Consider the following 20,567-nt stretch of genomic DNA (forward strand, 5'->3'; position numbering starts at 1 on the left):
GGTGGCGGATGATGGACGGGTGCGCGTCCGTCCCGTCTCCCCGTCCCTGCTCGTGGAGGAACTCGCCGACCTGATCGCCGCACGGCCGCGCGACGCGTGGGTGCGCGTCGCGGTGGACGGCGCCCCGGCCGCCGGGCCGGGACGGCTGGCCGACGCCCTGGCCAGCCTGCTGCGCCTGCGCGGCCGGGAGGTGCTGCGGGCGCCCGCGTCGGGTTTCCTGCGCCCGGCGTCGCTGCGGCTGGAGTTCGGCCGGACCGACCCCGACGTGTTCCACGACGAGTGGCTGGACGCGGCCGGCCTCGTCCGCGAGGTGCTGGGACCGCTGGAGCCGGGCGGTACCGGCCGGGCGCTGCCCTCGCTGTGGGACGGCGCGCGGGACCGGGCCACCCGGGCCGGTTACGTGACGCTGCCGCCGGGCGGGGTGGCGCTGGTGGACGGCGCGCTGCTGCTCGGCCGCGGCCTGCCGTTCGACCTGACCGTCCACCTGTCCCTGTCACCGGCCGCGCTGGCGCGCCGCACGCCCCCCGAGGAGCACTGGACGCTGCCCGCCTACGAACGGTACGAACGCGAGACGGGCCCGGCGCGGGCCGCCGACGTGGTGGTCCGCGTCGAGGACCCGCGCCGGCCCGCCGTGGTCACCCGGCCGGGCTGAACCGGTGGCCGCGGCCGGGTGAGGTCGTGCCTGAGCTGAACGGCTGCTCCGCTACAGCAGGCCGCCCAGGCTCAGCGGGAGTCCCAGCCCGGCGCCCAGACCGAGCGTGGCCCCCAGGCCGAGCGTGACCCCCAGCAAGGGGGTGTCGTCCTGGGATCCCGCGGCGCAGCAGGTGGTGCAGGGGCAGGGGTGGCCGGACGGCGGGTCGGACGGCGGGTCGGACGGCGGGTCGACCGGAGTGCCAGGCGGTGTCCCCGGGCCGTTCGAGTTGCGGGGAACGTCCACGACGTTCTTCTCCGGAGGCGCGACGACCTCCGGCGGCACGACGACCTCCGGGACGTCGGGCGCAGGAAGCCACTCCGGCGTCGGGAGGATCGGTGTGTCCTCGCTCTCCGGCGTGTTCCACACGGGCGCCGGGGTCCACCCGGGGCCGTTGCCGATCACCGGCCCGCCGGGGCCCTGCTGGTTGTACGGCGGGACTCCCGGACTGTTCGGCCCGGTCGTGCCAGGTGTGACGGCCGGAGGGAGGTTCGGTCGCGGCTGCTGGGGCTGCGGCTCCCGCTGGTGGGGACGCTGCCGCTCCGGCGGCCGCTGCTTGTGCGCACGCTTGACGTGCCGGGGGTGGCGGGGGTGGCGGGCGGCCGGGTGGATGCTGACGACGGGTCGCCGCACCGTGATGGGTACCCCGTCTCCCGGCGCCGCCTGTGCCGGAGCGGCGACGACGGCGCCCAGAACCACGAACCCTCCGGTGAATACGGCGCCCACTCTGACCACCACACGCATGCCCATGCAGTTCTTCAACTCTTCTTCCTCGCAGTGACGATGTCCGAGCCATTTCCTGGCCGGTCAGGTGACATCGGGCGCGATCCGGTCAACCGCACGCACTCGCCGCTTCTCCGATACGCGGAACCGGAATGGTGGCGTGGCCGGGGCGGAATTCCGCCGGCCGATTACCGGGACCGGCGCCGCGACGGCCGTGCCGCGCAATCGCCGATCCCGGTTTCTCACTCAGCCGATGCCGAGGCCCAGGCCGACGAGAAGCCCCACGTTGAGGAGGTGCCTCCTGTAGGTGACGGTCGACGGGTCGCCGCAGGTGGCGCAGGTCGGCGTGCAGGTCGGGTCCGGGCTGGGCGACGTCGGTGCCTCCAAGGTCGTCACCGTCGGCGTCGGCGTCGCGCTCGGCGGGCAGACGGTGGCCGTGATCGTGATCGTGATCGTGTCACACGTCGGCAGAGCCTGCGGAGCGACCACCGCGGCCGTCGCCGGCGCGGCCATGGCCGCGCCTCCGGCCAGCACCGCGCCGGCCAGCAGTCCCTTGACGAGATTCGTGCGCTTACGCATTTCCGTACCTTTCAAACAGCGATGCTCGAGATATCGAGATTGCAGCTCGGCGAGGACGTTCCTCCCCGGTGTCACCGTGTGACATCCTGCCAGCCGGTAAATCTCCCCGGTTCTGCCGACACAAACGACTGCCCCCATGTTTTCCCAGGTGTTTGCCACTCCCAGAATGAGGGAGTCCGAATTATTCGTCGCTGTCGCATCAGGCCGCTTATTCGATATCCGACATTGAACCCAAATCAATCGCCGGCGGGGCGACATGAAAAAAGGCCGGGGACACGCCCCGGCCCTCACGCCCTGCTCGCACCGGCCCGTGTCACAGGCCGTACTCCTCCAGCAGGCGCAGCCACACCTCGCTCACGGTCGGGTAGGAGGGCACGGCGTGCCACAGGTCGTCCAGGGTGACCCCGGCGGTGACCGCGATCGTCGCGGCGTGCAGCAACTCGGCCGCGCCGGGAGCCACGAAGGTCACGCCGAGCAGCACCCGGCGGCGCTCGTCGACCACCGCCTTGGCCCTGCCTCCGTAACCGTCGCCGAGCAGGTAGCCGCCGGCCACCTGACCCATGTCGTACTCGACGGCGCGTACGTCGAAGCCCTCGGCACGGGCCTGCGCCTCGGTGCGGCCCACCGCGCACACCTGGGGATCGGTGAAGATCACCTGGGGGGCGCCGAGCCCATGCCCGCGGTCGCGCATCGAGGGCCGGTCGTCCGCCTCGCCCCGGGCCCGGGCGACGATCACGTCCGAGGCGATCCGCGCCTGATACTTGCCCATGTGCGTGAGCAGGGCCAGGCCGTTGACGTCGCCCACCGCGTAGAGCCAGCCGTCGGCCACGCCGGTGGCCCGCATGCCGTCGTCCACGCCCACCGGACCCGACTCCGGCAGGCCCACCGACGTCAGGCCGAGATCGCCGGTGGCGGGACGGCGCCCGGTGGCGACCAGGATCTCGTCGGCCGTGATCGCGTCTCCGCTCGCCAGCCGCACCGTCACCTCTCCGCCCGGCTCCGGCCGCTCGACCTTCTCGGCGCTCTCACGGAGGCGGACGCCGACGCCCTGCTCGGTCAGCGACCGCGCCACCGCCTCCCCGGCGAAGGGCTCCACCCGGTCGAGCAGCCCGTCACCCCGGACCAGCATGGTCACCTCCCGCGACCCGAGCCCGCGCATGGCCTGCGCCATCTCGCACGCGACCACGCCGCCGCCGATCACCACGAGCCGGTCCGGTACGGCGCGCACCGCGGTCACCTCACGGTTCGTCCACGGCCGCGCGGCGGCCAGCCCGGCGACCGGGGGGATGACCGCGCCGCTGCCGGTGGCGAGCACGACGGCGTGGTTCGCGGTGAGCGTGCGCGTGCCGCCGTCGGCCGTCGCGACCTCGACGCTCCGGGCGCCGGTGAGCCGTCCGGACCCGCGTACGAGTGTCACCTTCGCGGAGTCGAGCCATCTGGCCTGCCCCGCGTCGTCGTAGTTCGAGACCACGGTGTCACGGTGGGCCAGCACGGCGCCGGCGTCGATCGGGCCGTCGAGCCGCAGCCCCGCGACCCGGCTCACCTCGCCCGCGAGGTCGACCGGCCGCAGCAGCGCCTTGCTCGGCATGCAGGCCCAGTAGGAGCACTCCCCACCGGCCAGTTCACGCTCGACGACGACGGTGCTCAGCCCGGCCGCCGCCACCCGCCCGGCGACCACCTCCCCCGCCGGTCCCGCGCCCACCACGATCACATCGAAGACTTCCGGCATGGTCACCCTTCCTCTCGTACCGTCGTCCACCCTGTCACGGGCGCCGCGAGGTCACGGAGACGAGCCCGCCCTCGTAGGCCGCGATGACGAGCTGAGCCCGATCCCGGGCGCCCAGCTTGGCGAGCAGGTGACCGATGTGGGTCTTGACCGTGGCCGTGCTCACGTGCAGCGCGGCGGCGATCTCCTGGTTGGACAGGCCGCGCGCGACGAGGGTGAGCACCTCGCGTTCCCGCCCGGTGAGGCCGTCCAGCGACGCGTCCCGTCGCGAGCGGGCCGGGGTGGTTCGGGCGAACTCGGCGATCAGCCGCCGGGTGACGCTCGGCGCCAGCAGCCCCTCCCCCGCCGCGACGACGCGGATCGCCGCGAGCAGGTCGGCCGGCGGGGTGTTCTTCAGCAGGAAACCGCCGGCCCCCGCACGCAGCCCCGCGTAGACGTACTCGTCCAGGTCGAACGTGGTGAGGATCAGCACCTTCACGGCGGCGGACTCGGCGCAGATCCGCCGGGTCGCCTCGATGCCGTCCAGGCCGGGCATGCGCACGTCCATCAGCACGACGTCGGGGCGTTCGCGCCGGGCCAGTTCGACGGCCTCCGTCCCGGTCCCCGCCTCGCCGACCGCGACCAGCCCGGGCGTGCTGTCGACCAGCAGGCGCAGGCTGCCGCGCAGCAGGTCCTGGTCGTCGGCGAGCAGCACCCGGATCGGCCCAGACGTCTCGGGCAGCTCGGGCAGCTCGGGTGCGGTCACCGGTCCTCCCCATCGACGGCAGGGTTCCCGGGGTCTGGGACGGGCAGGCGGGCGAGCACCCGGAAGCCGCCCCCGGGGCGTGGCCCGGCCGTGAACTCGCCGCCGAACAGCAGTGCGCGCTCGCGCATGCCGATCAGGCCGTGCCCGGGCGGGCCCGGCGGCAGCGTCCGGCGGCCGGGGCCGTCGTCGGTCACCTCGATCCGCACCTCTGCCGCGTCCCGCTCGACGAGGACCCGGCACCGGGCGGGAGCCGCGTGCCGTACGACGTTCGTGAGGGCCTCCCGCGCGATCCGGTGCACGGCGAGCTCCAGCGTCTCCGGCAGGGCGCCCGTCACGCGCACGTCCAGGTCGACCTCCACGCCCGCGGCGGCCGCCCGCTCCGCCAGTTCCGGCAGCGCCGCGAGACCGGCGGCCGGGGACCGGCCGGGAGAGTCGTCCCGCAACAGGCCAAGCGCCTGACGCATCTCCGCGAGAGCCCGTCTGCTGGTGTCCTCGATGACCCGCAGCGCCTCCCTCGCCTCCTCCGGGCGCCGGTCGGCCACGTGCGCGGCCACCCCGGCCTTCACCCCGATGAGGCTCAGCGTGTGGGAGACCACGTCGTGCAGCTCGCGGGCGATGCGCAGCCGTTCCTCGGCGACCGCGCGCTCGGCCGCCCGCTCCGCCCCCAGTTCGGCGCCGCGGGCGGCGTACGCCCGCCGCTCCCGCACCGCCCGGCCGATCGTCCAGGCGCCGCCCAGTGCCAGCGCGCCGAGCACCAGGCTCGCCACGACCCGTCTGGACGCCGGGTCCGCCGACACCCCGCCGACCGCGGCGAACAGCAGCGCCCCCAGGCTCAGCACCCCGATCGCCGTCGTCGGCTCCCACCTGCGCCGCGGCGTCGTCAGCGCGACCGGATAGAGCGCGTACGCCGCGGCGGCCAGCGGCTCGCGGACGACGCCGAGCACCGCTGCGGCCACGGACGCGGCGAACACGACGCCGAAGACCGGCAGCGGCCACCGCCGCCTGACCGCGACCGGCAGCGTCATCACCGCGATCAGGGCGTGCGCGGTCCACGTGGCCGGCCCGCCCGCCTGGAGGGACAGCACGAACGCGTATCCCAGCCCGGCCAGGGTGTCGAGTGCGACCAGCTCACCGCGGCGCAGCGGCCGGGGGAACAGCGGCCGTACGTCCGGATCGTCCACCCGCCCACGGTAGACCGCGCGGAGCCCCGGCCGCCTCCCACCGGGGTCTGTCATCCCCTGGTCGGAGGGACGGCGAGAAGATCGCCCCCAGGCCCGACGCCGGGACGGGCCGCCGCGCGGGACCGTCGAGACATGATCGAAGTCAGAGAGCTGACCAAACGGTTCGGCCGTACGGTCGCCGTGGACGGGCTGACGTTCCACGTGAAACCAGGCCGGGTCACCGGGTTCCTCGGGCCGAACGGCGCCGGCAAGTCGACGACCATGCGGGTGATCCTCGGCCTGGACCACCCGGCGAGCGGTGCGGCGCTCGTCGGGGGCCGCCGTTATGCCGGCATCCGCCACCCCATGCGGGAGGTGGGCGCCCTCCTGGACGCCGGGGCGGTCCAGGGGGGTCGCACACCGCTCGGCCACCTGAGCTGGATCGCCCGCAGCAACCGCGTCGGCCGGGATCGGGTCGTGTCCGTGATCGAGCAGGTGGGCCTCGCGGGGGTGGCGCGCAAGCGGATCGCCGGCTTCTCCCTCGGCATGCGGCAGCGCCTCGGCATCGCCGCCGCGCTGCTCGGCGACCCCGGCGTGCTGCTGTTCGACGAGCCGGTCAACGGCCTCGACCCGGACGGCGTGCGCTGGATCCGCGAGCTGATGCGCGGCCTCGCCGCCGAGGGGCGAACGGTGCTGCTGTCGAGCCACCTGATGAGCGAGATGGAGCTCACCGCCGACCACCTGGTGATCATCGGCCGTGGGCGGCTCCTCGCCGACACCGCCATGCGCGACCTGACGGGCGTACGGGACGTGTTCGTCCGCAGCACCCGCGCCGCGGATCTCGCCGCCGCGCTGTCGGCCGCGGGCGGAACGGTCACTCCGGCCGGGCCGGGGAACGGGGCGGGGAGCGGGGAAGGGGCGGACCTGTCGGTGCGCGGGCTCGACCCGGTCGAGATCGGCGACCTCGCCGCCCGGCACGCGATCCCGGTGCACGAGATCACGCCGCGCGCCGCCTCGCTGGAGGAGACCTACCTGCGGCTCACCGAGAACGTGACGGACCACGTGAGCGCCGATCCCCTGCGTGGGAGGGCGGGCCGATGATCGACGCGCTGGCCGCCGAGTGGCTCAAGCTCCGCACCCTCCGGTCCACCTCCGTCGTCCTCGGGGTGGTGGTGGTCGTCGTCGGCCTCATGGCCCTGCTGGCGTGGTACGCCGCGGGCCTCTGGGACGGCCTGCCCCCCGATCAGCGGGACCATCTCGCCGTGTCGTCGCTGCCGGAGCTCACCGGCATGCTCGGCTCGCTGTGCCTGGCCGTGCTGGGCGTGCTCGCCGTCTCCGGTGAGTACGCCACCGGCATGATCCGGAGCACGTTCACCGTGCTGCCGTCGCGCGGGCGGGTGCTGGCCGCCAAGGCGGCCGTCCTCGCGGTCGTGTCGTTCTGCGCCGGGCTCGCGGCCATCCTCGCGACGTACGCGCTGGGGCGGCTGATCATCGGTGACCGCGCCATCCGGGGGCAGTCGGCCGAGCCGCTCGCCCGGCAGCTCCCGCTCTTCCTGGCGATGAGCCTCGCCGTCGTGATGTTCGCGCTGATCGGGTTGGGCCTGGCCGCGGTCACGCGATCCGCCGTCGCCGCGATCGCCGTGCTGGTGGCCCTGTGGTACGTCGTCCCCCTCGTAGCCTTCAACCTCCCGGCCCCGTGGGGCGACCGCCTCGGCTCCGTGCTCCCCGGCGCCCTGGCGGGCGAGCTGGCCGGCACCGGCAACCCCGGCTCGGTCGGCGGCTCCCTGCTCTCTCCCGCCGCCGCGCTCGCGGTCATGGTCGCCTGGATGGCCGTGCCGTACGGGGTGGCCGCCGTCCTGCTGACCCGCAGGGACGCGTGAGCCGGGCAGGTGAGGGCGGGCATGTGAGGGCGGGGCGGCTCCGGGTACGGCTTCCCCATGACGACCTCAGCACGGGACGAACTGACGGGGCTCGACCCCTTCGACATCTTCGACACCGAGGCCGCCCGGCTCGACCGCTACTTCTCCTCGCTCGACGACGACGGCTGGAACCGCCCGTCGCGATGCGAGGGCTGGACGACCCGCGACGTGCTCGCCCACCTGGCGGGTGAGGAGCTGTACAACCACGCGTGTCTCGACGACGACATCGACGGGTTCTTCGAGATGCTCGAACACGAGGGCGTGCGCGGCGGCTTCGACGGTTTCAACGAATGGTGCGTGCGCAGGCGCCGCGGGCTGCCGGTGGAGCAGGTGCTCGACGAGTGGCGGACGAAGAACGCGGAGACGCGCCGGCGGATGCGGGCCCTGGGCCGCGACGGCACCCTGCACACCTCGGCCGGGCCGTACCCGGTGGGCCTGCAGACCTTCCACTACGACTCGGAGTACGCCACGCACGCCGACGACGTGGGGGCGCCGGTGACGCCGGACGAGGCCGGGGACCGCCTCGGCTGGCGGGTCCCCGTCGGCCTGTTCGCGCTGGCGGAGCGCGGGTCGAAGGCGCAGGTCGTCCCCGTCCGCGGCCGGATCGAGGTGCAGGTGGACGGCCTGACCGCCGATCTCGGCCCCGAGGAGTTCGTGGAGGCGGCGGTCGGCCGCCTGCCCGCCGACCACCTGCTCGACTCCCGCGTCCGCGGCGCGCTGCGCTGCCTTGCCTGACGGTGTTGCCTCGCCTGACGGTGCTGCCTTGCCTGAGTGTGCTGCCTCGCGTAACAGCTGTCCCGCGTAACGGATCGGACCGTGCCCTCGGCACCGGTGGTAATAAGACCCGCGTGGTCCGCCGCGCCGTCGTCCGCGCCGTCGTCCGCGCGGGTCGCGGCCCCGTACGCCGGAGTGCCCGGCGCGGACGCCCGGCGGGCTGGCCGGCAGGGTGGTCGACAGGGTGGCCGGCAGGGCTGAGGGCGGGACGCGCGGCGGGCGACCCGGCGCTGCCCGGCGCAGGCCCGGACGCGCTGCAGGTCATGCTCCCGGTTGTGCTGCCAGTCGTGCCCCCGGTTGTGCTGCCGGTCGTGCTGCCGGACAGGCCGGCGTGGGCGCGGAACCGGCGCCGCGGCGGGTGGACGGGACGTGCGCGGCCGGGCGGCCGGGGCAGGCCGCCCGGCCGGCGCGTAGCGCGACATGACCGCGCTCCCGTATATGTCGGATATGTGATGTCAGCCGTTGAACGTCTCACTGCGAAGTCCCCGAATGTCCCCGAAAGAAGATGCGGCCAGGACAGGCCGGTTTGCCCGGGGGGATCCAGACGTGCGGCGGCGCGTCAACGATGCACCGGGATCGGGCCCAAAGCAATCAGGCGCGCCATACAGAACGCATTCGGCCCGATTAGCGCCCGATCAGACAGCTGACAAGAGAGCAGGTCAGGGCAGCAGATCAGGGCAGCCAGGAGACGCGGCCGCGCAGCAGGCCGTACCCCACGAAGGCGACCACGTCGATCACCGTGTGCGCGACGATCAGGGGCATCGTGCGCCCCCAGCGCTGGTACAGCCGGCCGAAGACCACACCCATCGCGATGTTGCCGACGAAGCCGCCGAAGCCCTGATAGAGGTGGTAGGAGCCGCGCAGGACGGCCGACGCGCCCACCGACCGCCACGGCGACCAGCCGCGCTGCCGCAGCCGGTGCAGCAGATATCCGCTGACCAGCACCTCCTCCAGCACACCGTTCTGGGCGGCCTCGGCGACCAGGACGGGCACCCGCCACCAGGCGTCCGGCAGGCTGTCCGGCACGACGTTGAGGTTGATCCCGGACCTGAAGGCGAACAGGTAGAACACCAGCCCGGTGCCGCCGATCACGGCCGCAAGCAGGGCGCCGCGCAGCGTGTCGCGTCCCGGCTCCCGCCAGTCGGCCCCGATCGTCCGCATGGACTCGCCCGACCGCGCCAGCAGGTATGCCACGAGCCCCACCGGGGCAAGGTTCACCGCGATCCCCGCGAGGTGCAGTGTGAGGTCCAGCCACGGGCGGCCGGGGGCCAGCGAGCCGACGAGCACGGCATGCTGGTCGCCCAGTTCCTTCGGGGCGGTCAGCGCGCCGACCAGGTGGATGAGCGACAGCAGCGCGCTGGCGCCGAGCGAGACCGCGAAGACCACGACGATCTCCGGGCCGATCAGCCGCGGGGTGAGCCCCCGCAGGCCGTCCTGCCCCTGCTCGGCGGGCACCTGTTCACCGGGCCCCTGCTCGTCGGACCCCTGCTCGTCGGACCCCTGCTCATCGGACACGGCGGCGACCGGCCGTCCGGGAACGTCCTCCATGGTGGCAGGGTAGCCGCCCCCGGGACACGGCCGTCCGCCCGCTCAGCCCGTTCGGCCCACTCAGTACGGCAGCACACTGGTCTTGTAAGCCGGTGCCACGAACGCCGCCTTGAACTTCGGGAAGGCCACGGTCTTCGCGTTGCCGTCCGAGGTGTACCGGTCGGTGGGGTTGGCCTTCAGCCAGTCGAGCCAGGCCATCGAGCAGAACTTCTTGCAGTCGCCGACCTTGTTCTCCTTCGACCTGATCCGCGGAATGCTGAGGGGATCGAAGTCCTTGGTGAACGGCGACGGCGCGGGGGTGTACCCGGCCAGGAACACTCCCTTGTAGTCGTAGTGAACCCCGCCGGACGTCCCCTGCAGCGCCCACTTCTTCTCGTGCGGCTGGTTGCCGTACGGCAGGGCGAGCGTGACCGGCGGCGTCTTGATGAGCGAGGTGATCAGCGTCTGCCCCGCCACGATCTGCTTCTCCACCTCGTCCTTCGGCTTGCCGAGCAGGTTGAGGTGATCACGGGTGTGGTTGCCGATGTCGAAGTTGTGGTCCTTGAGCCACTGCAGGACCTGGATCTGCTCCTCCGGGCGGGCCTTGCCGAACAGGTCCTTGATCACATACATGGTCGCCACCGGCCGGAAGCCCGGATGCTTCTTCGCGACGTCCATGAGGATGCCGATCGCGCAGTCCGGCGCCGGGTTGCCCATGCCGTCCAGAGTGAGCTGGGCGGGCGAGGAGTCGTCGAAGGTCAGCACCACCGGGTGCTTGCCCGCCGGAATGTCGATCTTGCCGGTGACGTACTCCGCCGCGGTGATCGGCACGTAGTCCTCGGCGGCCAGCCGCTCCAGTTCGTCCCGGAAATCCTTCGGGCTGCGGTCGTCGCCCGGCGGCGGGTTCTGCACGATCCGGTGATACATGATCACCGGGATCTGGCCCAGCTCGTTGGCCTTCACCTGGGCGGCGGCGGCCATCTCGGACTTGCGCAGCGCCGCCTCGTTGGCCACCTTGTTCCGCTGGTGACCGGCCTGGCCCGCCTGCGTGGCGTGCTTGCCGCCGCCGGCCGCGCAGCCGGAGAGCACGGCGGAGCCCCCGGCCACACCCACCAGCGCCGCGACGACGCCGGCAATCCTGAAGCGCCCCATGGATCCCCCTCATCGGGCCGCGCTTGACAATGAGGGGCTCCTACCCGCCGAATGCGCTCAATTCACGGTGTGTAGGACAAACATCACGCTAAGTGAGAGACATGTGCGGCTCGGCGCAGAAGGCCACGCCGTCCCCGCCGATGTGGACCCGTCCCTCGGACGCGGCGACGAAGACGGACTCCCCGGGACGCAGCTTGACCTCGGCCCCCCCAGAGAAACCCTCAGAGAAACCCCCAGTGGAACCCCCGGCCGCACCTCCGGTCGTGCCCACGTTCACGACGCCGTCGACGCACAGCACGGTCCTGGGCGCCGCTTCGACGAGCACCCCGGCCGCTCCGGGCGCGATCCTGCGGAGCAGGAACTCCGGCACCGGCGGCACGTACGCGCCGTCGTCCGGCTCCACCACCACGGGCTGCGCCACGGGGTCGGTGATCCGCAGCAGTTCCTCCACGTCGACGGGCTTGCCGGTGAGACCCGCCCGCAGCACGTTGTCGGAGCACGCCATGACCTCCACGGCGAAGCCGTCGAGATAGCAGTGCGGCACCCCGGCCCCGAGGAACAACGCCTCCCCGGGGGCCAGCGTGTGGCGCCGCATCAGCAGCGGCGCCAGCACGGCCGGGTCCTCCGGATACCGCCGGGCCAGCCGCGTCACGAGCGCGTAGTCGGGCGCGTGGACCGCCGAGGCCGCCCACACCACCGACTCGACCAGCTTCCGCCGGGAGCCCGGCCACTCCAGCAGCGTCCGCAGCGCGCCGAGCACGTCGCCGTCGCCCAGTGCCCGCACCACCGGCCGCAGCGGCTCCACGCGCAGCCGGTCGACCAGCATCGCCGACTGCTCGGCGGGCCGGAACCCGGCCAGCCCGGTGAACGGCGTGAGCGCGCAGACCAGCTCGGGCTTGTGCCACGGGTCGGTGTAGTTCGCGTCGCCCCGCGCGTGACCCGCCGCGGCCTGCTCGGCGTCGGGATGCACCTGCAGCGACAGCGGCCGTTCCACCGCGATCAGCTTCATCAGGTACGGCAGCCGCCCGCCGAACCGCTCCGCGACGGCCTCGCCGAGCGTGCCGGCCGGGTCTGCGGCGATCACGTCGGTGAGCGTCGTCTCGGCCCCGTCCCTGGTCAGCCGGGAGGGAGCGGCGGGGTGGGCGCCGAGCCACAGCTCGGCCTCGGGCCCGGTGGCGGTCCGGCCGGTGAGCGCGGCGATGGCCGTCCGGGAACCCCAGGGGTAGTCCTTGACGGGGTTGGTGAGCAGGTCCACGTGCGTCCTCTCGCATGCGGCGGGGGAAGAGCGAGCGCGGTCCGAGACTAACGGGATTCGTTAACACATCGGAGCACGGGGTGTCGGACCAGCGCGCCGGGGTCGGGGCTACCCCCGCTGACCTGGAAGACCGCCGTCTCACCGGGCAGCAGCGTGACGAGCTGGTCGTCCACCGTCGCCCCGGGATCGAGCCGGTCGGGGAAGATCGCGAGCTCGCGCACCAGCGTCCGCGCGGTCACGGTCACCCGCAGGCCGCCCTCGGTCTCCTCGACCACCGTGTCCATCTCGGCCGGGGGATAGTCCATCGCCGGGTCCTCGCGCGGGAACCACAGCGCGCGGGCGTCGCCGAGGGTCGCCACCAGCACCTCCCCCGCCGGGTTCCCGGCCCGCGCCACCACCTCGGGCAGGTCCACGGACGCCGTGCCGCGCGCCGGAGCCGACACCGCGAAGCGCTCCTCGGCCAGGATCTCGCCCGCCAGGGTCAGCCGTCCGACGGCGAGCTCGCCCGACCACGCCTCGTCGGTGTCGTTCACCATTGCCAGCACCACCGCCGGCCCCATCGCCGGCCCCACCGCCGGCGCGTCGCCCTGGAACGTGAGCAGCCGGTCGGCGAAGGCCCGGCGCAGCGCGTGCCACAACGGCTTGCGCCGTCCGCCGCCGTCCACGGCGGCCCAGGAGGTGACCGGCCAGCAGTCGTTGAGCTGCCACACGATCGTGCCCATGCAGTACGGCGCGAGCGCCCGGAACCGCTCGATCCCGAACGCCATCGCCCTGGCCTGGTTGAGCTGGGTGGAGTAGTGCCAGTCGTCGAAGCCGTCCGGCCGGGGCAGGTGCTCGCCGAGGCCGCGCAGCAGCTTGAGGTCGCCGTCGGCGGCCTTCTGGTGGTGGACGACCCCCGGGGACGACGGCGTCAGCGGGTCGTCGGAGACCGCGGCGCGCAGCGTGGCGTACGTCGGCGGGCCCTGGAAGCCGAACTCCGCCACGAACCTCGGCGTGTAGGCCGCGTAGTGGCGGTAGTCGTGGGTGTTCCAGACGGTCCAGATGTGGACGGTGCCCCGGGACGGGTCGTTGGGCGGCAGATCGGGGGCGCCGGAGTAGGGGCTGCCCGGCCAGTACGGCCGGGCCGGGTCGAGCTCCGCGACGATCCGGGGCAGCAGGTCGTAGTAGAGACCACCGCCCCAGCCGCGGCCCTCCAGCTTCTCCTGCCATCCCCAGTCGGCGTGGCCCTCGATGTTCTCGTTGTTGCCGCACCACAGCACAAGGCTCGGACGGCGGGCCAGGCGGGCGACGTGCTCGCGGGCCTCGGCCTCGACCTCCGCCGCGAACGGGCCCTCCTCGGGGTAGGCCGCGCAGGCGAACGGGAAGTCCTGCCAGACCAGCAGGCCCATCTCGTCGGCGAGGTCGTAGAAGTCGTCGCTCTCGTACCTCCCGCCGCCCCACACCCGCAGGCAGTTGGCGCCCGCTCCGGCCGCCTGGGCGAACCGCTCGGCCAGGCGCTCACGGGTGATCCGGCTGGGGAAGCAGTCGTCGGGGATCCAGTTGAAACCCTTCACGAAGACCGGCCGGCCGTTGACCACGACCGTGAAGGCGTCGCCGGTCCGGTCCAGCTCCACCGAGCGGAACCCGATCCTGCCGGTCCACTCGTGATCCTCGAGCCGGACGGCGAGGTCGTACAACGGCTGCTCGCCGTACCCGCGCGGCCACCACAGGTCGGGGTCCGGCACGGTCAGCGTGACGACGGCCCGGCGCGCCCCGGCCGCGACGGTCACGGTCTCGGTGGCCCCTCCCACGGTTGCCGCAAGGGTGAGCGGGCGCTCGGCGGCACGCTCGATCACCGCGTGTACCTCGACGGTCCCGTCCCCGGACACCAGGGGACGCACCTCGGCCAGGCGGGCGGCGCTCCAGGTCTCGATGCCGATGGGCCGCCAGATCCCGGCGGTGACGAGCGTCGGTCCCCAGTCCCAGCCGAAGTTGCAGGCCATCTTCCGGATGAACTGGTACGGCTCGTCGTACGCGCCGGGCCGGTCGCCGAGCGCCGCCTTCTGCGCCTCCGCGTACGCGTACGGCGCTTCGAACAGGATCCGCAGCGTGTTGTCGCCCACCCGCAGCAGGTGCCGCACCGGGAAGCGGTACGACCGGTGCATGTTGGCCGTCCGGCCGATCTCGACGCCGTTGAGCACGAGCGTGGCGGCCGTGTCGAGCCCGGCGCAGACCAGATCGGTCCGCTCGTCGCCGGTGCCGTCCCCACCCGGCTCCCCCCCTGGCTCCCAGGTGAAGGTGGTCTCGTAGGCCCACGCCGTACGGCCGATCCAGGTGAGCCCCGCCTCGTTGTCGTCCAGGTACGGGTCCTCGATCAGCCCGGCGGCGAGCAGGTCGGTGTGCACGCAGCCGGGAACGGACGCGGGCAGTCCCGCGACCACCGGCCGGAGCTGCCCGGTCGACGACACGGCGGTGACGGTCCACCCGTCGTGCAGGGGACGGTACGAGCTCACGCTGTCTCCTTCTTCTTCGCGAGCTTCTTCTCCGCGAGCTTCTTCTTCGCGAGCTTCTTCTTCGCGAGCGCGGCTCCCGCGCAGCCGGAACAGGCCACGTAGTGCCCGTCCCTCACCTCGGCCAGCCCGGGACGGGTCCGGCGCTCCTCCGGGCCCTCGTGGTAGACGCACGGTAGGTCCTCCCCTGTGTCCGCTGCTGTGCCATCCGCCGTGCCATCCGCTGTGCCGTCTACTGGGGCGTCCGTCCACTTGGTGTGCAGGCGCGGGACCGCGGCGAGCAGCGAGCGCGTGTACGGATGCCTCGGGTCGCCGAAGACGAGAGGGGTAGGGCCCATCTCGGCGATCCTCCCGTCCCGCAGCACCACGGTCCGGTCGCTGACGTAGTTGCCGAGCGACAGGTCGTGCGTGACGAACAGGATGCCTAGGCCGCGCGCCCGCAGGTCGGCGAGCAGGTTGAGCACGTCGATCCGGGTGGACGCGTCGAGCATGCTGATGATCTCGTCGGCGACCAGCAGCCGGATGTCGAGCAGCACGGCCCGGGCGATCAGCATGCGCTGGAGCTGGCCGCCGCTGAGCTGGTGGGGATACTTGCCGAGGACGTTGCCGGGGTCGAGCCGCACGCTCTCCAGCGCGGCCTCCACGCGCCCGCGCCACTCACGGGCGCCCGCCCCACGGAAGTACTGCTCCTTGATCATGGCGAAGACCCGGTCGGCCCGGAAAATGGGGTTGAAGCAGCTGAAGGGGTCCTGGAAGACGCCCTGCACCTGCCGGTAGTACTCCTTGCGGTCCCTGATCGAGGAGATGTCCCGGCCGTCCAGGCTGATCGTGCCGCCGCTGACCTGGGTGAGGCGCAGGACCATCCGGCCTATCGTGCTCTTGCCGCTGCCGCTCTCGCCGATGAGCGAGACCACCTCCCCCTCCCCGACCTCGAAGCCGACGCCGGAGACGGCCGTCAGCGCGCGCCCCCCGAACGCGCCGACGCGGTAGACCTTGGAGACGTCATCCAGTCTCAGCATTCACTCGGCCTTCCAGCAGGCGACGAGGTGGCCGGGGGCCACCTCCGCGAACGGCGGCTGCTCGGCGCACTGCTCGAACGCCAGCGGGCAGCGGTCCCGGAACCGGCATCCCCCGGGCGGGTCCAGCAGGGACGGCGGGTTGCCGGGGATCCCGGTCAGCCGCCGGTCCTCGTAGCGCACCCCCACCTCGGGCACGGCCGACACGAGCTGCCTGGTGTACGGATGCCTCGGCGCGGTGACGAGCACGTCGGCCGGGGCCTTCTCGGCCAGCCGTCCCGCGTACATCACGAGGATCGTGTCGGCGATCTGGTACACGAGCGAGATGTCGTGGGTGACGACCATCATGCTGGTCACCAGCCCGTGGTCGCGGAACCCGAGCAGCGTCGTGGCCACGGCCTTCTGGCTCGACACGTCGAGCGCCGAGGTGACCTCGTCGGCGATCAGCAGCGAGGGGTCCAGCAGCGTGGAGACCACCATGACCACCCGCTGCCTCATGCCGCCGGACAGCTCGATCGGGTAGCGCCCGAGCACGTCCTTCGACAGGCCGACCAGCTCCAGCCGGCGCTCCAGCTCGGCGGTGCCGCCGGTGGTGCCGTCGGACATGCCCCGCGCGGCCAGCAGCTCGCCGACCATCTTTCCGATCTTCCTGGTCGGGTTGAGCGCGCTCATCGAGTACTGCGGGATGAGCGACACCTCCCGGAAGCGGAACTCGTCCATCGCCCGGTCGTCAGCGATCGGCAGCTCCCTGCCGTCCAGCTCGACCCTGCCGCCGGCGTGGCGCATGCGGCCGTCCAGCCGGATCAGGCTCTTGGCGAGCGTGGACTTGCCCGAACCCGACTCCCCGGCGAGGCCCATGATCTCGCCGTCCGCGACGGAGAACGTGACGCCGTCGAGCGCCTTCACCTCGCCGCGCAGCGTCCGGTAGTAGACCCGGAGGTCGGTGACCTTCAGCGCCACGTCACATCTCCCTCAGCTTCGGGTTGAACACCTCGTCCAGCCCGACGTTCATGACGTAGAGCGCGCCGACGATCGCCGTGATGCCGGCCCCCGGCGGGACGAACCACCACCACATGCCGAGCTGGAGTGCGCTCCACCGGGCCGCGTTGTTGAGCATCAGCCCGAGGGAGACCGAGTCGGTCGGGCCGAGCCCGATGAAGTCGAGCGAGGCCGCGATCAGGATCGAGCTGCCGAACAGGAGGGTGAACGTCAGGAACAGGTACGAGCCCATGTTCGGCGCGATCTCCCGGAGGATGATCCTCGGGGTGCGCACGCCGCTCAGCCGGGCCAGGTCCACGAAGTCGCGCGAGCGCAGCGAGAACGTCTGCGCCCTGATCGCCCGCGCCGCCCACGGCCATGAGGTCAGCCCGATGAACAGCGCCTGCACGCCGACGCTTCGCACCCCGAGGTACGCGTTGACGATCAGCAGCACCACCAGCGCGGGCAGCACGAGCACGATGTTGGTGACCACGGTGAGCAGCTCGTCGACCCATCCGCCGCGGTAGCCCGCGACGAAACCCACGACCATGCCGACGACCGACGCCAGCACGCCGCCGAGCACGCCCACCAGGAACGTCGACCGCAGGCCGTACAGGAACTGGGCGAAGACGTCCTGGCCGAACGTCGTGGTGCCGAACCAGAACTCCCCCGACGGCGGCGCCATGGCCGGGCCGACGTAGTCGGCGGGCTTGTGACCGATGGTCATCGGCCCGACCACCCCGGCGACGAGGAAGACGGCGACGACGACCGTGCCGGCGACCAGCTTGCGGTTGCGCAGCGCGAAGTGCAGCGCCTCGCTTCTCACGCCGCTCCCCCCGTCCCCGTCCTGGTGCGCGGATCGACCAGGACGTACGCGATGTCGATGACGAAGTTGGCGATCAGCACGCCGATCACGATGAACAGGAAGGTCCCCTGCAGCAGGAAGAAGTCCTGGTTCTGGATCGCCTGGAGGATCAGGCGCCCGAGCCCGGGATAGCTGAAGACGATCTCCGTCACCAGCGCGCCCGCCACGAGCACGCCGAGTTGCAGGGCGAGGCCGGTCACCTGGGGCAGGATCGCGTTCCTGAAGGCGTAGCGCCGCACCAGCCGCATCGGCGCGCCGAGCGCCCGCAGGTAGTTGACGTAGTCCGCCTCCAGCTCATAGATGATCATGTTGCGCATGCCGATCGCCCAGCCGCCGAACGCGACCAGGAACAGCGAGGCGAACGGGAGGAACCAGTGCTGGGCGAGGCTGCCGAGGAATACCCACGACCAGGACGGCTGGAGGTCGAAGCCGTAGGGCCCGGCGACCGGGAAGATCCCCGCGACGATGCCGAACGCCCAGGCCAGCAGGATCGCGAGCCACATGTACGGCGTCGCGGTCAGCACGTAGCCGAGCGGCAGCACGGTGTTGTCCAGCCACCTGCGCCGCGCCGCGAACGCGCCGAACCGGTTGCCGGCGACCCAGCTCAGCAGGATGGACGGGATCAGCAGGCCCAGCGTGTACGGCACGGCCCGGATGATCACGTCGGTGACCGGTGTCGGGAACAGCCAGATGCTGATGCCGAGGTCTCCCCGCAGCAGCGAGCCCCAGAAGTTGAGGTACTGCCGCCACAGCGGCAGGTCGAAACCGAACATCGCGGTGTAGTGGACGCGCATTGCCTCGACGGCGGCCGGCTGCGCGACGTTGGCCCGCGAGAGCATGCTCCGCACGGGGTCGCCCGGCATGAAGCGGGGGATCATCCAGTTGACGGTCACGGCCACGAAGAACGTCAGGCCGTAGACGAGAAGCTTTCTGCCGAAGTAGCGGCGCACGCCGACCTCCCGGTCGCGGAACGGCGCCCCCTCCCCGCGGGGAAGGGGGCGCGGGAAGATCAGCCGCCGGAGGCCGGCTGGAGTTCGGTGAGCATGAGCGTGCCGCCCATCTCCAGCCAGTTGCGCCACACCGTCGGCGGATACTTCGGCGTGCCCTGCGCACTGGACGGCCAGTTCTTCCAGACCGAGTTGGTGGTCTGGGACCACAGGCCGTTGTACCAGAGGGGGATGACGGGCATGTCCTCCAGCTGGATCTTCTGCAGCTCCGAGGTGATCTTCTTCATGCCCGCCAGGTCCTCGGGGTTGACCTGGTCGAGCCGCTGGGTGAGGTCCCACGCCCGCTTGTTCTCGTACCGGCCGTAGTTCGTCGTGGTCTGCAGCTTCTGCACCGGCAGGCGGAACAGGTAGTCGTAGTACAGCCAGGGGGTGTTCGCGAGGTTCTTGTCGTTGTTGATGATCATGTCGTACTTGCCGGAGTTGCGAATCTCGACGTGCGCGTTGAAGTCGGGGAAGTCGGCCTCGATGTCGATGCCGGCCGCCTTGGCGCTGGAGCTGATGACCCGGGCGGCCTCCATCCAGTCGGTCCACCCGGCGGGCACGCTGAGCTTCAGCGAGATCTTGGCGCCGTCCGGCCCCTCGACCAGCCCGTCGCCGTTGCGGTCCTTGTACCCGGCGCCGGCCAGCAACTGCCTGGCCTTGTCGGGGTCGTAGGAGAAGCCCATCCGGGAGGTGACGTTCTTGTCGATGTACTTGTCCCACTGCGGCAGCAGGCCGGTCGGATCGGAGGCCTTGACCAGGTTGCCGTAGACGCCCTCGACGATCTTCTTGGTGTCGATCGAGTAGGCGACCGCCCTGCGGAACACCTTGTCGTCCATCGGCCGCTTGGTGGTGTTGAACCACAGCCACGCCGTGTTCGCCGACAGCATGTACGGCGGCTGCCCGTAGTAGGTCTTGATGCCGAAGTCGCCCTTGACCAGGTTGGAGATGCCCGGCAGGAAGTTGACGCTGAGGTCGAGGCCCTTCTGCAGCAGCAGGCCCATCGCGACCTCGTTGCTGGAGTTCACGATGTCGACGATGTACTTCGGCTTGACGTCCTTGTTCAGCGCCTTGGTCGCCCACCATCCGTCGCGCTTGACCCAGACCATGCGGTCCTGGTCGTGCGACTGGTAGGCGTACGGGCCGGTGCCGACCGGCTTCTCGTTGACCCCGTTCATCACCTCGTCCTCCGGCCTGCTCTCCCACAGGTGCTTGGGGACGATGGCCCGGCTGTAGAGGTGGTTGGCCCACTCCTGGTGGTTGGCGGTGGTGAAGGTGAACTTCACCGTGTAGTCGTCGACCTTGTCGGCCGACTTCATCCAGGACCACAGCGGGTGGTAGGGAACGGTCTCGAACTTGCCGAGTTCGAAGGTGAAGACGACGTCGTCGGCGGTGAAGGGCTTGCCGTCCGACCAGGTGACGCCCTTGCGCAGCTTGAGCGTGTACTCCAGGTCGCCGGTCCAGTCGCCGCTCTCGGCCAGCCAGGGCGAGAACTTGTCGGTGTTCGGGTCGTACATGAACAGCGTCTCGTAGACCAGGCCCTTGGTGCCCGTGGCGAAGTCCCACTCGCGCAGGGGGTTCCAGTTCGCCGGGGGTCCCCACTGGGTGCCGCTGGTGTAGAGGGTCTCGTTGCGGGGGAAGGCTCCACCGCGGCCGCCCGCCGCCAGGGCCGCGGCTCCTCCCGCGGCTTCTCCCGCGGCGCCGCCCGGGGCCGGCGACCCGCCGCCCGAGCAGGCTGCGCTCAACAAGCCGGTCACCAGCACAGGTACAAGAAACCGCGCTCGGTTTCGCATGGTGTCTCTCCTTCCCCCACGCGACGCCGCGCGGGGTCTTCACTCCCGGCCCCGATGTTGCTCGGCTCGCTACTGCTGAACCGGATAAGTGCCGAAACCGTAAATTCCGGACGTCAGTGGTGTCAATAGAAAGAATATGGAGGCAAAGTAACGGTAGTAAGCTGACAGCCACTGGACCGGTTCAGCCAC

General features: G+C 71.8%; 18 protein-coding genes. 4 read left to right on the forward strand and 14 right to left on the reverse strand.

Features of this window, described 5'->3' with window-relative positions; all coding sequences use genetic code 11:
- Position 1 precedes the first annotated feature (1 nt).
- Positions 2-652, forward strand: coding sequence for a uridine kinase (locus OG344_RS07995; protein WP_405087667.1), 651 nt, complete (start codon positions 2-4; stop codon positions 650-652).
- Positions 653-703: 51 nt separating this feature from the next.
- Here the strand turns inward: OG344_RS07995 and OG344_RS08000 are convergent, their stop codons facing one another.
- From OG344_RS08000 to OG344_RS08020, 5 genes are all read right to left on the reverse strand, one after another.
- Complete coding sequence (locus OG344_RS08000) at positions 704-1,441, reverse strand: hypothetical protein (protein ID WP_405087668.1); 738 nt, start codon at positions 1,439-1,441, stop codon at positions 704-706.
- Between the two features lie 219 nt (positions 1,442-1,660).
- Positions 1,661-1,993 carry a hypothetical protein gene (locus OG344_RS08005; protein WP_405087669.1) on the reverse strand — a complete coding sequence of 111 codons (333 nt, stop codon included), beginning with the start codon at positions 1,991-1,993 and terminating at the stop codon, positions 1,661-1,663.
- A 313-nt stretch (positions 1,994-2,306) separates the two neighbouring features.
- Complete coding sequence (locus OG344_RS08010) at positions 2,307-3,722, reverse strand: dihydrolipoyl dehydrogenase family protein (RefSeq protein WP_405087670.1); 1,416 nt, start codon at positions 3,720-3,722, stop codon at positions 2,307-2,309.
- A 34-nt stretch (positions 3,723-3,756) separates the two neighbouring features.
- Positions 3,757-4,464: a response regulator gene (locus OG344_RS08015; protein ID WP_405087671.1), complete on the reverse strand. Its 708-nt coding sequence runs from the start codon at positions 4,462-4,464 to the stop codon at positions 3,757-3,759.
- Entirely contained in the window at positions 4,461-5,645 is a 1,185-nt protein-coding gene (locus tag OG344_RS08020) for a sensor histidine kinase (RefSeq protein ID WP_405087672.1), read from the reverse strand. Before OG344_RS08020 ends, OG344_RS08015 begins: the two co-directional genes overlap by 4 nt.
- A gap of 132 nt (positions 5,646-5,777) precedes the next feature.
- Here OG344_RS08020 and OG344_RS08025 point away from each other — a divergent pair, with 132 nt between their 5' ends.
- The 3 genes from OG344_RS08025 to OG344_RS08035 are packed head-to-tail and all read left to right on the forward strand — an operon-like array spanning position 5,778 to position 8,278.
- Positions 5,778-6,725 carry an ABC transporter ATP-binding protein gene (locus tag OG344_RS08025; RefSeq protein WP_405087673.1) on the forward strand — a complete coding sequence of 316 codons (948 nt, stop codon included), beginning with the start codon at positions 5,778-5,780 and terminating at the stop codon, positions 6,723-6,725.
- A complete protein-coding gene (locus tag OG344_RS08030) occupies positions 6,722-7,504 on the forward strand; it encodes an ABC transporter permease subunit (protein WP_405087674.1) in 783 nt (260 codons plus the stop codon). Before OG344_RS08025 ends, OG344_RS08030 begins: the two co-directional genes overlap by 4 nt.
- Before the next feature lie 57 nt (positions 7,505-7,561).
- Complete coding sequence (locus OG344_RS08035) at positions 7,562-8,278, forward strand: maleylpyruvate isomerase family mycothiol-dependent enzyme (RefSeq protein ID WP_405087675.1); 717 nt, start codon at positions 7,562-7,564, stop codon at positions 8,276-8,278.
- Between the two features lie 711 nt (positions 8,279-8,989).
- Here OG344_RS08035 and OG344_RS08040 read toward each other — a convergent pair.
- The 9 genes from OG344_RS08040 to OG344_RS08080 all read right to left on the reverse strand — a co-directional run bounded on the left by OG344_RS08040 (position 8,990) and on the right by OG344_RS08080 (position 20,342).
- Positions 8,990-9,865, reverse strand: a complete 876-nt coding sequence (locus OG344_RS08040) for a CPBP family intramembrane glutamic endopeptidase (protein ID WP_405087676.1) — start codon at positions 9,863-9,865, stop codon at positions 8,990-8,992.
- A gap of 60 nt (positions 9,866-9,925) precedes the next feature.
- Complete coding sequence (locus OG344_RS08045) at positions 9,926-10,996, reverse strand: polysaccharide deacetylase family protein (protein WP_405087677.1); 1,071 nt, start codon at positions 10,994-10,996, stop codon at positions 9,926-9,928.
- Between the two features lie 88 nt (positions 10,997-11,084).
- Positions 11,085-12,251 carry a mannose-6-phosphate isomerase, class I gene (gene manA, locus OG344_RS08050; RefSeq protein WP_405087678.1) on the reverse strand — a complete coding sequence of 389 codons (1,167 nt, stop codon included), beginning with the start codon at positions 12,249-12,251 and terminating at the stop codon, positions 11,085-11,087.
- 47 nt (positions 12,252-12,298) lie between these two features.
- Positions 12,299-14,743: a glycosyl hydrolase 2 galactose-binding domain-containing protein gene (locus tag OG344_RS08055; RefSeq protein ID WP_405087679.1), complete on the reverse strand. Its 2,445-nt coding sequence runs from the start codon at positions 14,741-14,743 to the stop codon at positions 12,299-12,301.
- Complete coding sequence (locus OG344_RS08060; protein ID WP_405087680.1) at positions 14,740-15,759, reverse strand: ABC transporter ATP-binding protein; 1,020 nt, start codon at positions 15,757-15,759, stop codon at positions 14,740-14,742. Before OG344_RS08060 ends, OG344_RS08055 begins: the two co-directional genes overlap by 4 nt.
- On the reverse strand, positions 15,760-16,716 hold the full coding sequence (locus OG344_RS08065) for an ABC transporter ATP-binding protein (RefSeq protein ID WP_405087681.1): 957 nt from the start codon (positions 16,714-16,716) through the stop codon (positions 15,760-15,762). It abuts the gene before it with no gap.
- Position 16,717: 1 nt separating this feature from the next.
- A complete protein-coding gene (locus OG344_RS08070; protein ID WP_405087682.1) occupies positions 16,718-17,560 on the reverse strand; it encodes an ABC transporter permease in 843 nt (280 codons plus the stop codon).
- Positions 17,557-18,549 carry an ABC transporter permease gene (locus OG344_RS08075; RefSeq protein ID WP_405087683.1) on the reverse strand — a complete coding sequence of 331 codons (993 nt, stop codon included), beginning with the start codon at positions 18,547-18,549 and terminating at the stop codon, positions 17,557-17,559. The genes OG344_RS08070 and OG344_RS08075 overlap by 4 nt, the downstream gene beginning before the upstream one ends.
- Before the next feature lie 59 nt (positions 18,550-18,608).
- Positions 18,609-20,342 carry an ABC transporter substrate-binding protein gene (locus OG344_RS08080; RefSeq protein ID WP_405087684.1) on the reverse strand — a complete coding sequence of 578 codons (1,734 nt, stop codon included), beginning with the start codon at positions 20,340-20,342 and terminating at the stop codon, positions 18,609-18,611.
- Positions 20,343-20,567 lie beyond the last annotated feature (225 nt).

It is taken from the genome of Microbispora sp. NBC_01389, assembly GCF_045040095.1.
Taxonomy (GTDB): domain Bacteria; phylum Actinomycetota; class Actinomycetes; order Streptosporangiales; family Streptosporangiaceae; genus Microbispora.

What these genes read in the sequence shown, in the direction of transcription:
- OG344_RS08000 (WP_405087668.1), bottom strand. Translation starts at nt 1,441, where the DNA reads ATGGGCATGCGTGTGGTGGTCAGAGTGGGCGCCGTATTCACCGGAGGG.
- OG344_RS08005 (WP_405087669.1), bottom strand. Translation starts at nt 1,993, where the DNA reads ATGCGTAAGCGCACGAATCTCGTCAAGGGACTGCTGGCCGGCGCGGTG.
- OG344_RS08010 (WP_405087670.1), bottom strand. Translation starts at nt 3,722, where the DNA reads ATGCCGGAAGTCTTCGATGTGATCGTGGTGGGCGCGGGACCGGCGGGG.
- OG344_RS08025 (WP_405087673.1), top strand. Translation starts at nt 5,778, where the DNA reads ATGATCGAAGTCAGAGAGCTGACCAAACGGTTCGGCCGTACGGTCGCC.
- OG344_RS08030 (WP_405087674.1), top strand. Translation starts at nt 6,722, where the DNA reads ATGATCGACGCGCTGGCCGCCGAGTGGCTCAAGCTCCGCACCCTCCGG.
- OG344_RS08035 (WP_405087675.1), top strand. Translation starts at nt 7,562, where the DNA reads ATGACGACCTCAGCACGGGACGAACTGACGGGGCTCGACCCCTTCGAC.
- OG344_RS08040 (WP_405087676.1), bottom strand. Translation starts at nt 9,865, where the DNA reads ATGGAGGACGTTCCCGGACGGCCGGTCGCCGCCGTGTCCGATGAGCAG.
- OG344_RS08045 (WP_405087677.1), bottom strand. Translation starts at nt 10,996, where the DNA reads ATGGGGCGCTTCAGGATTGCCGGCGTCGTCGCGGCGCTGGTGGGTGTG.
- OG344_RS08060 (WP_405087680.1), bottom strand. Translation starts at nt 15,759, where the DNA reads ATGCTGAGACTGGATGACGTCTCCAAGGTCTACCGCGTCGGCGCGTTC.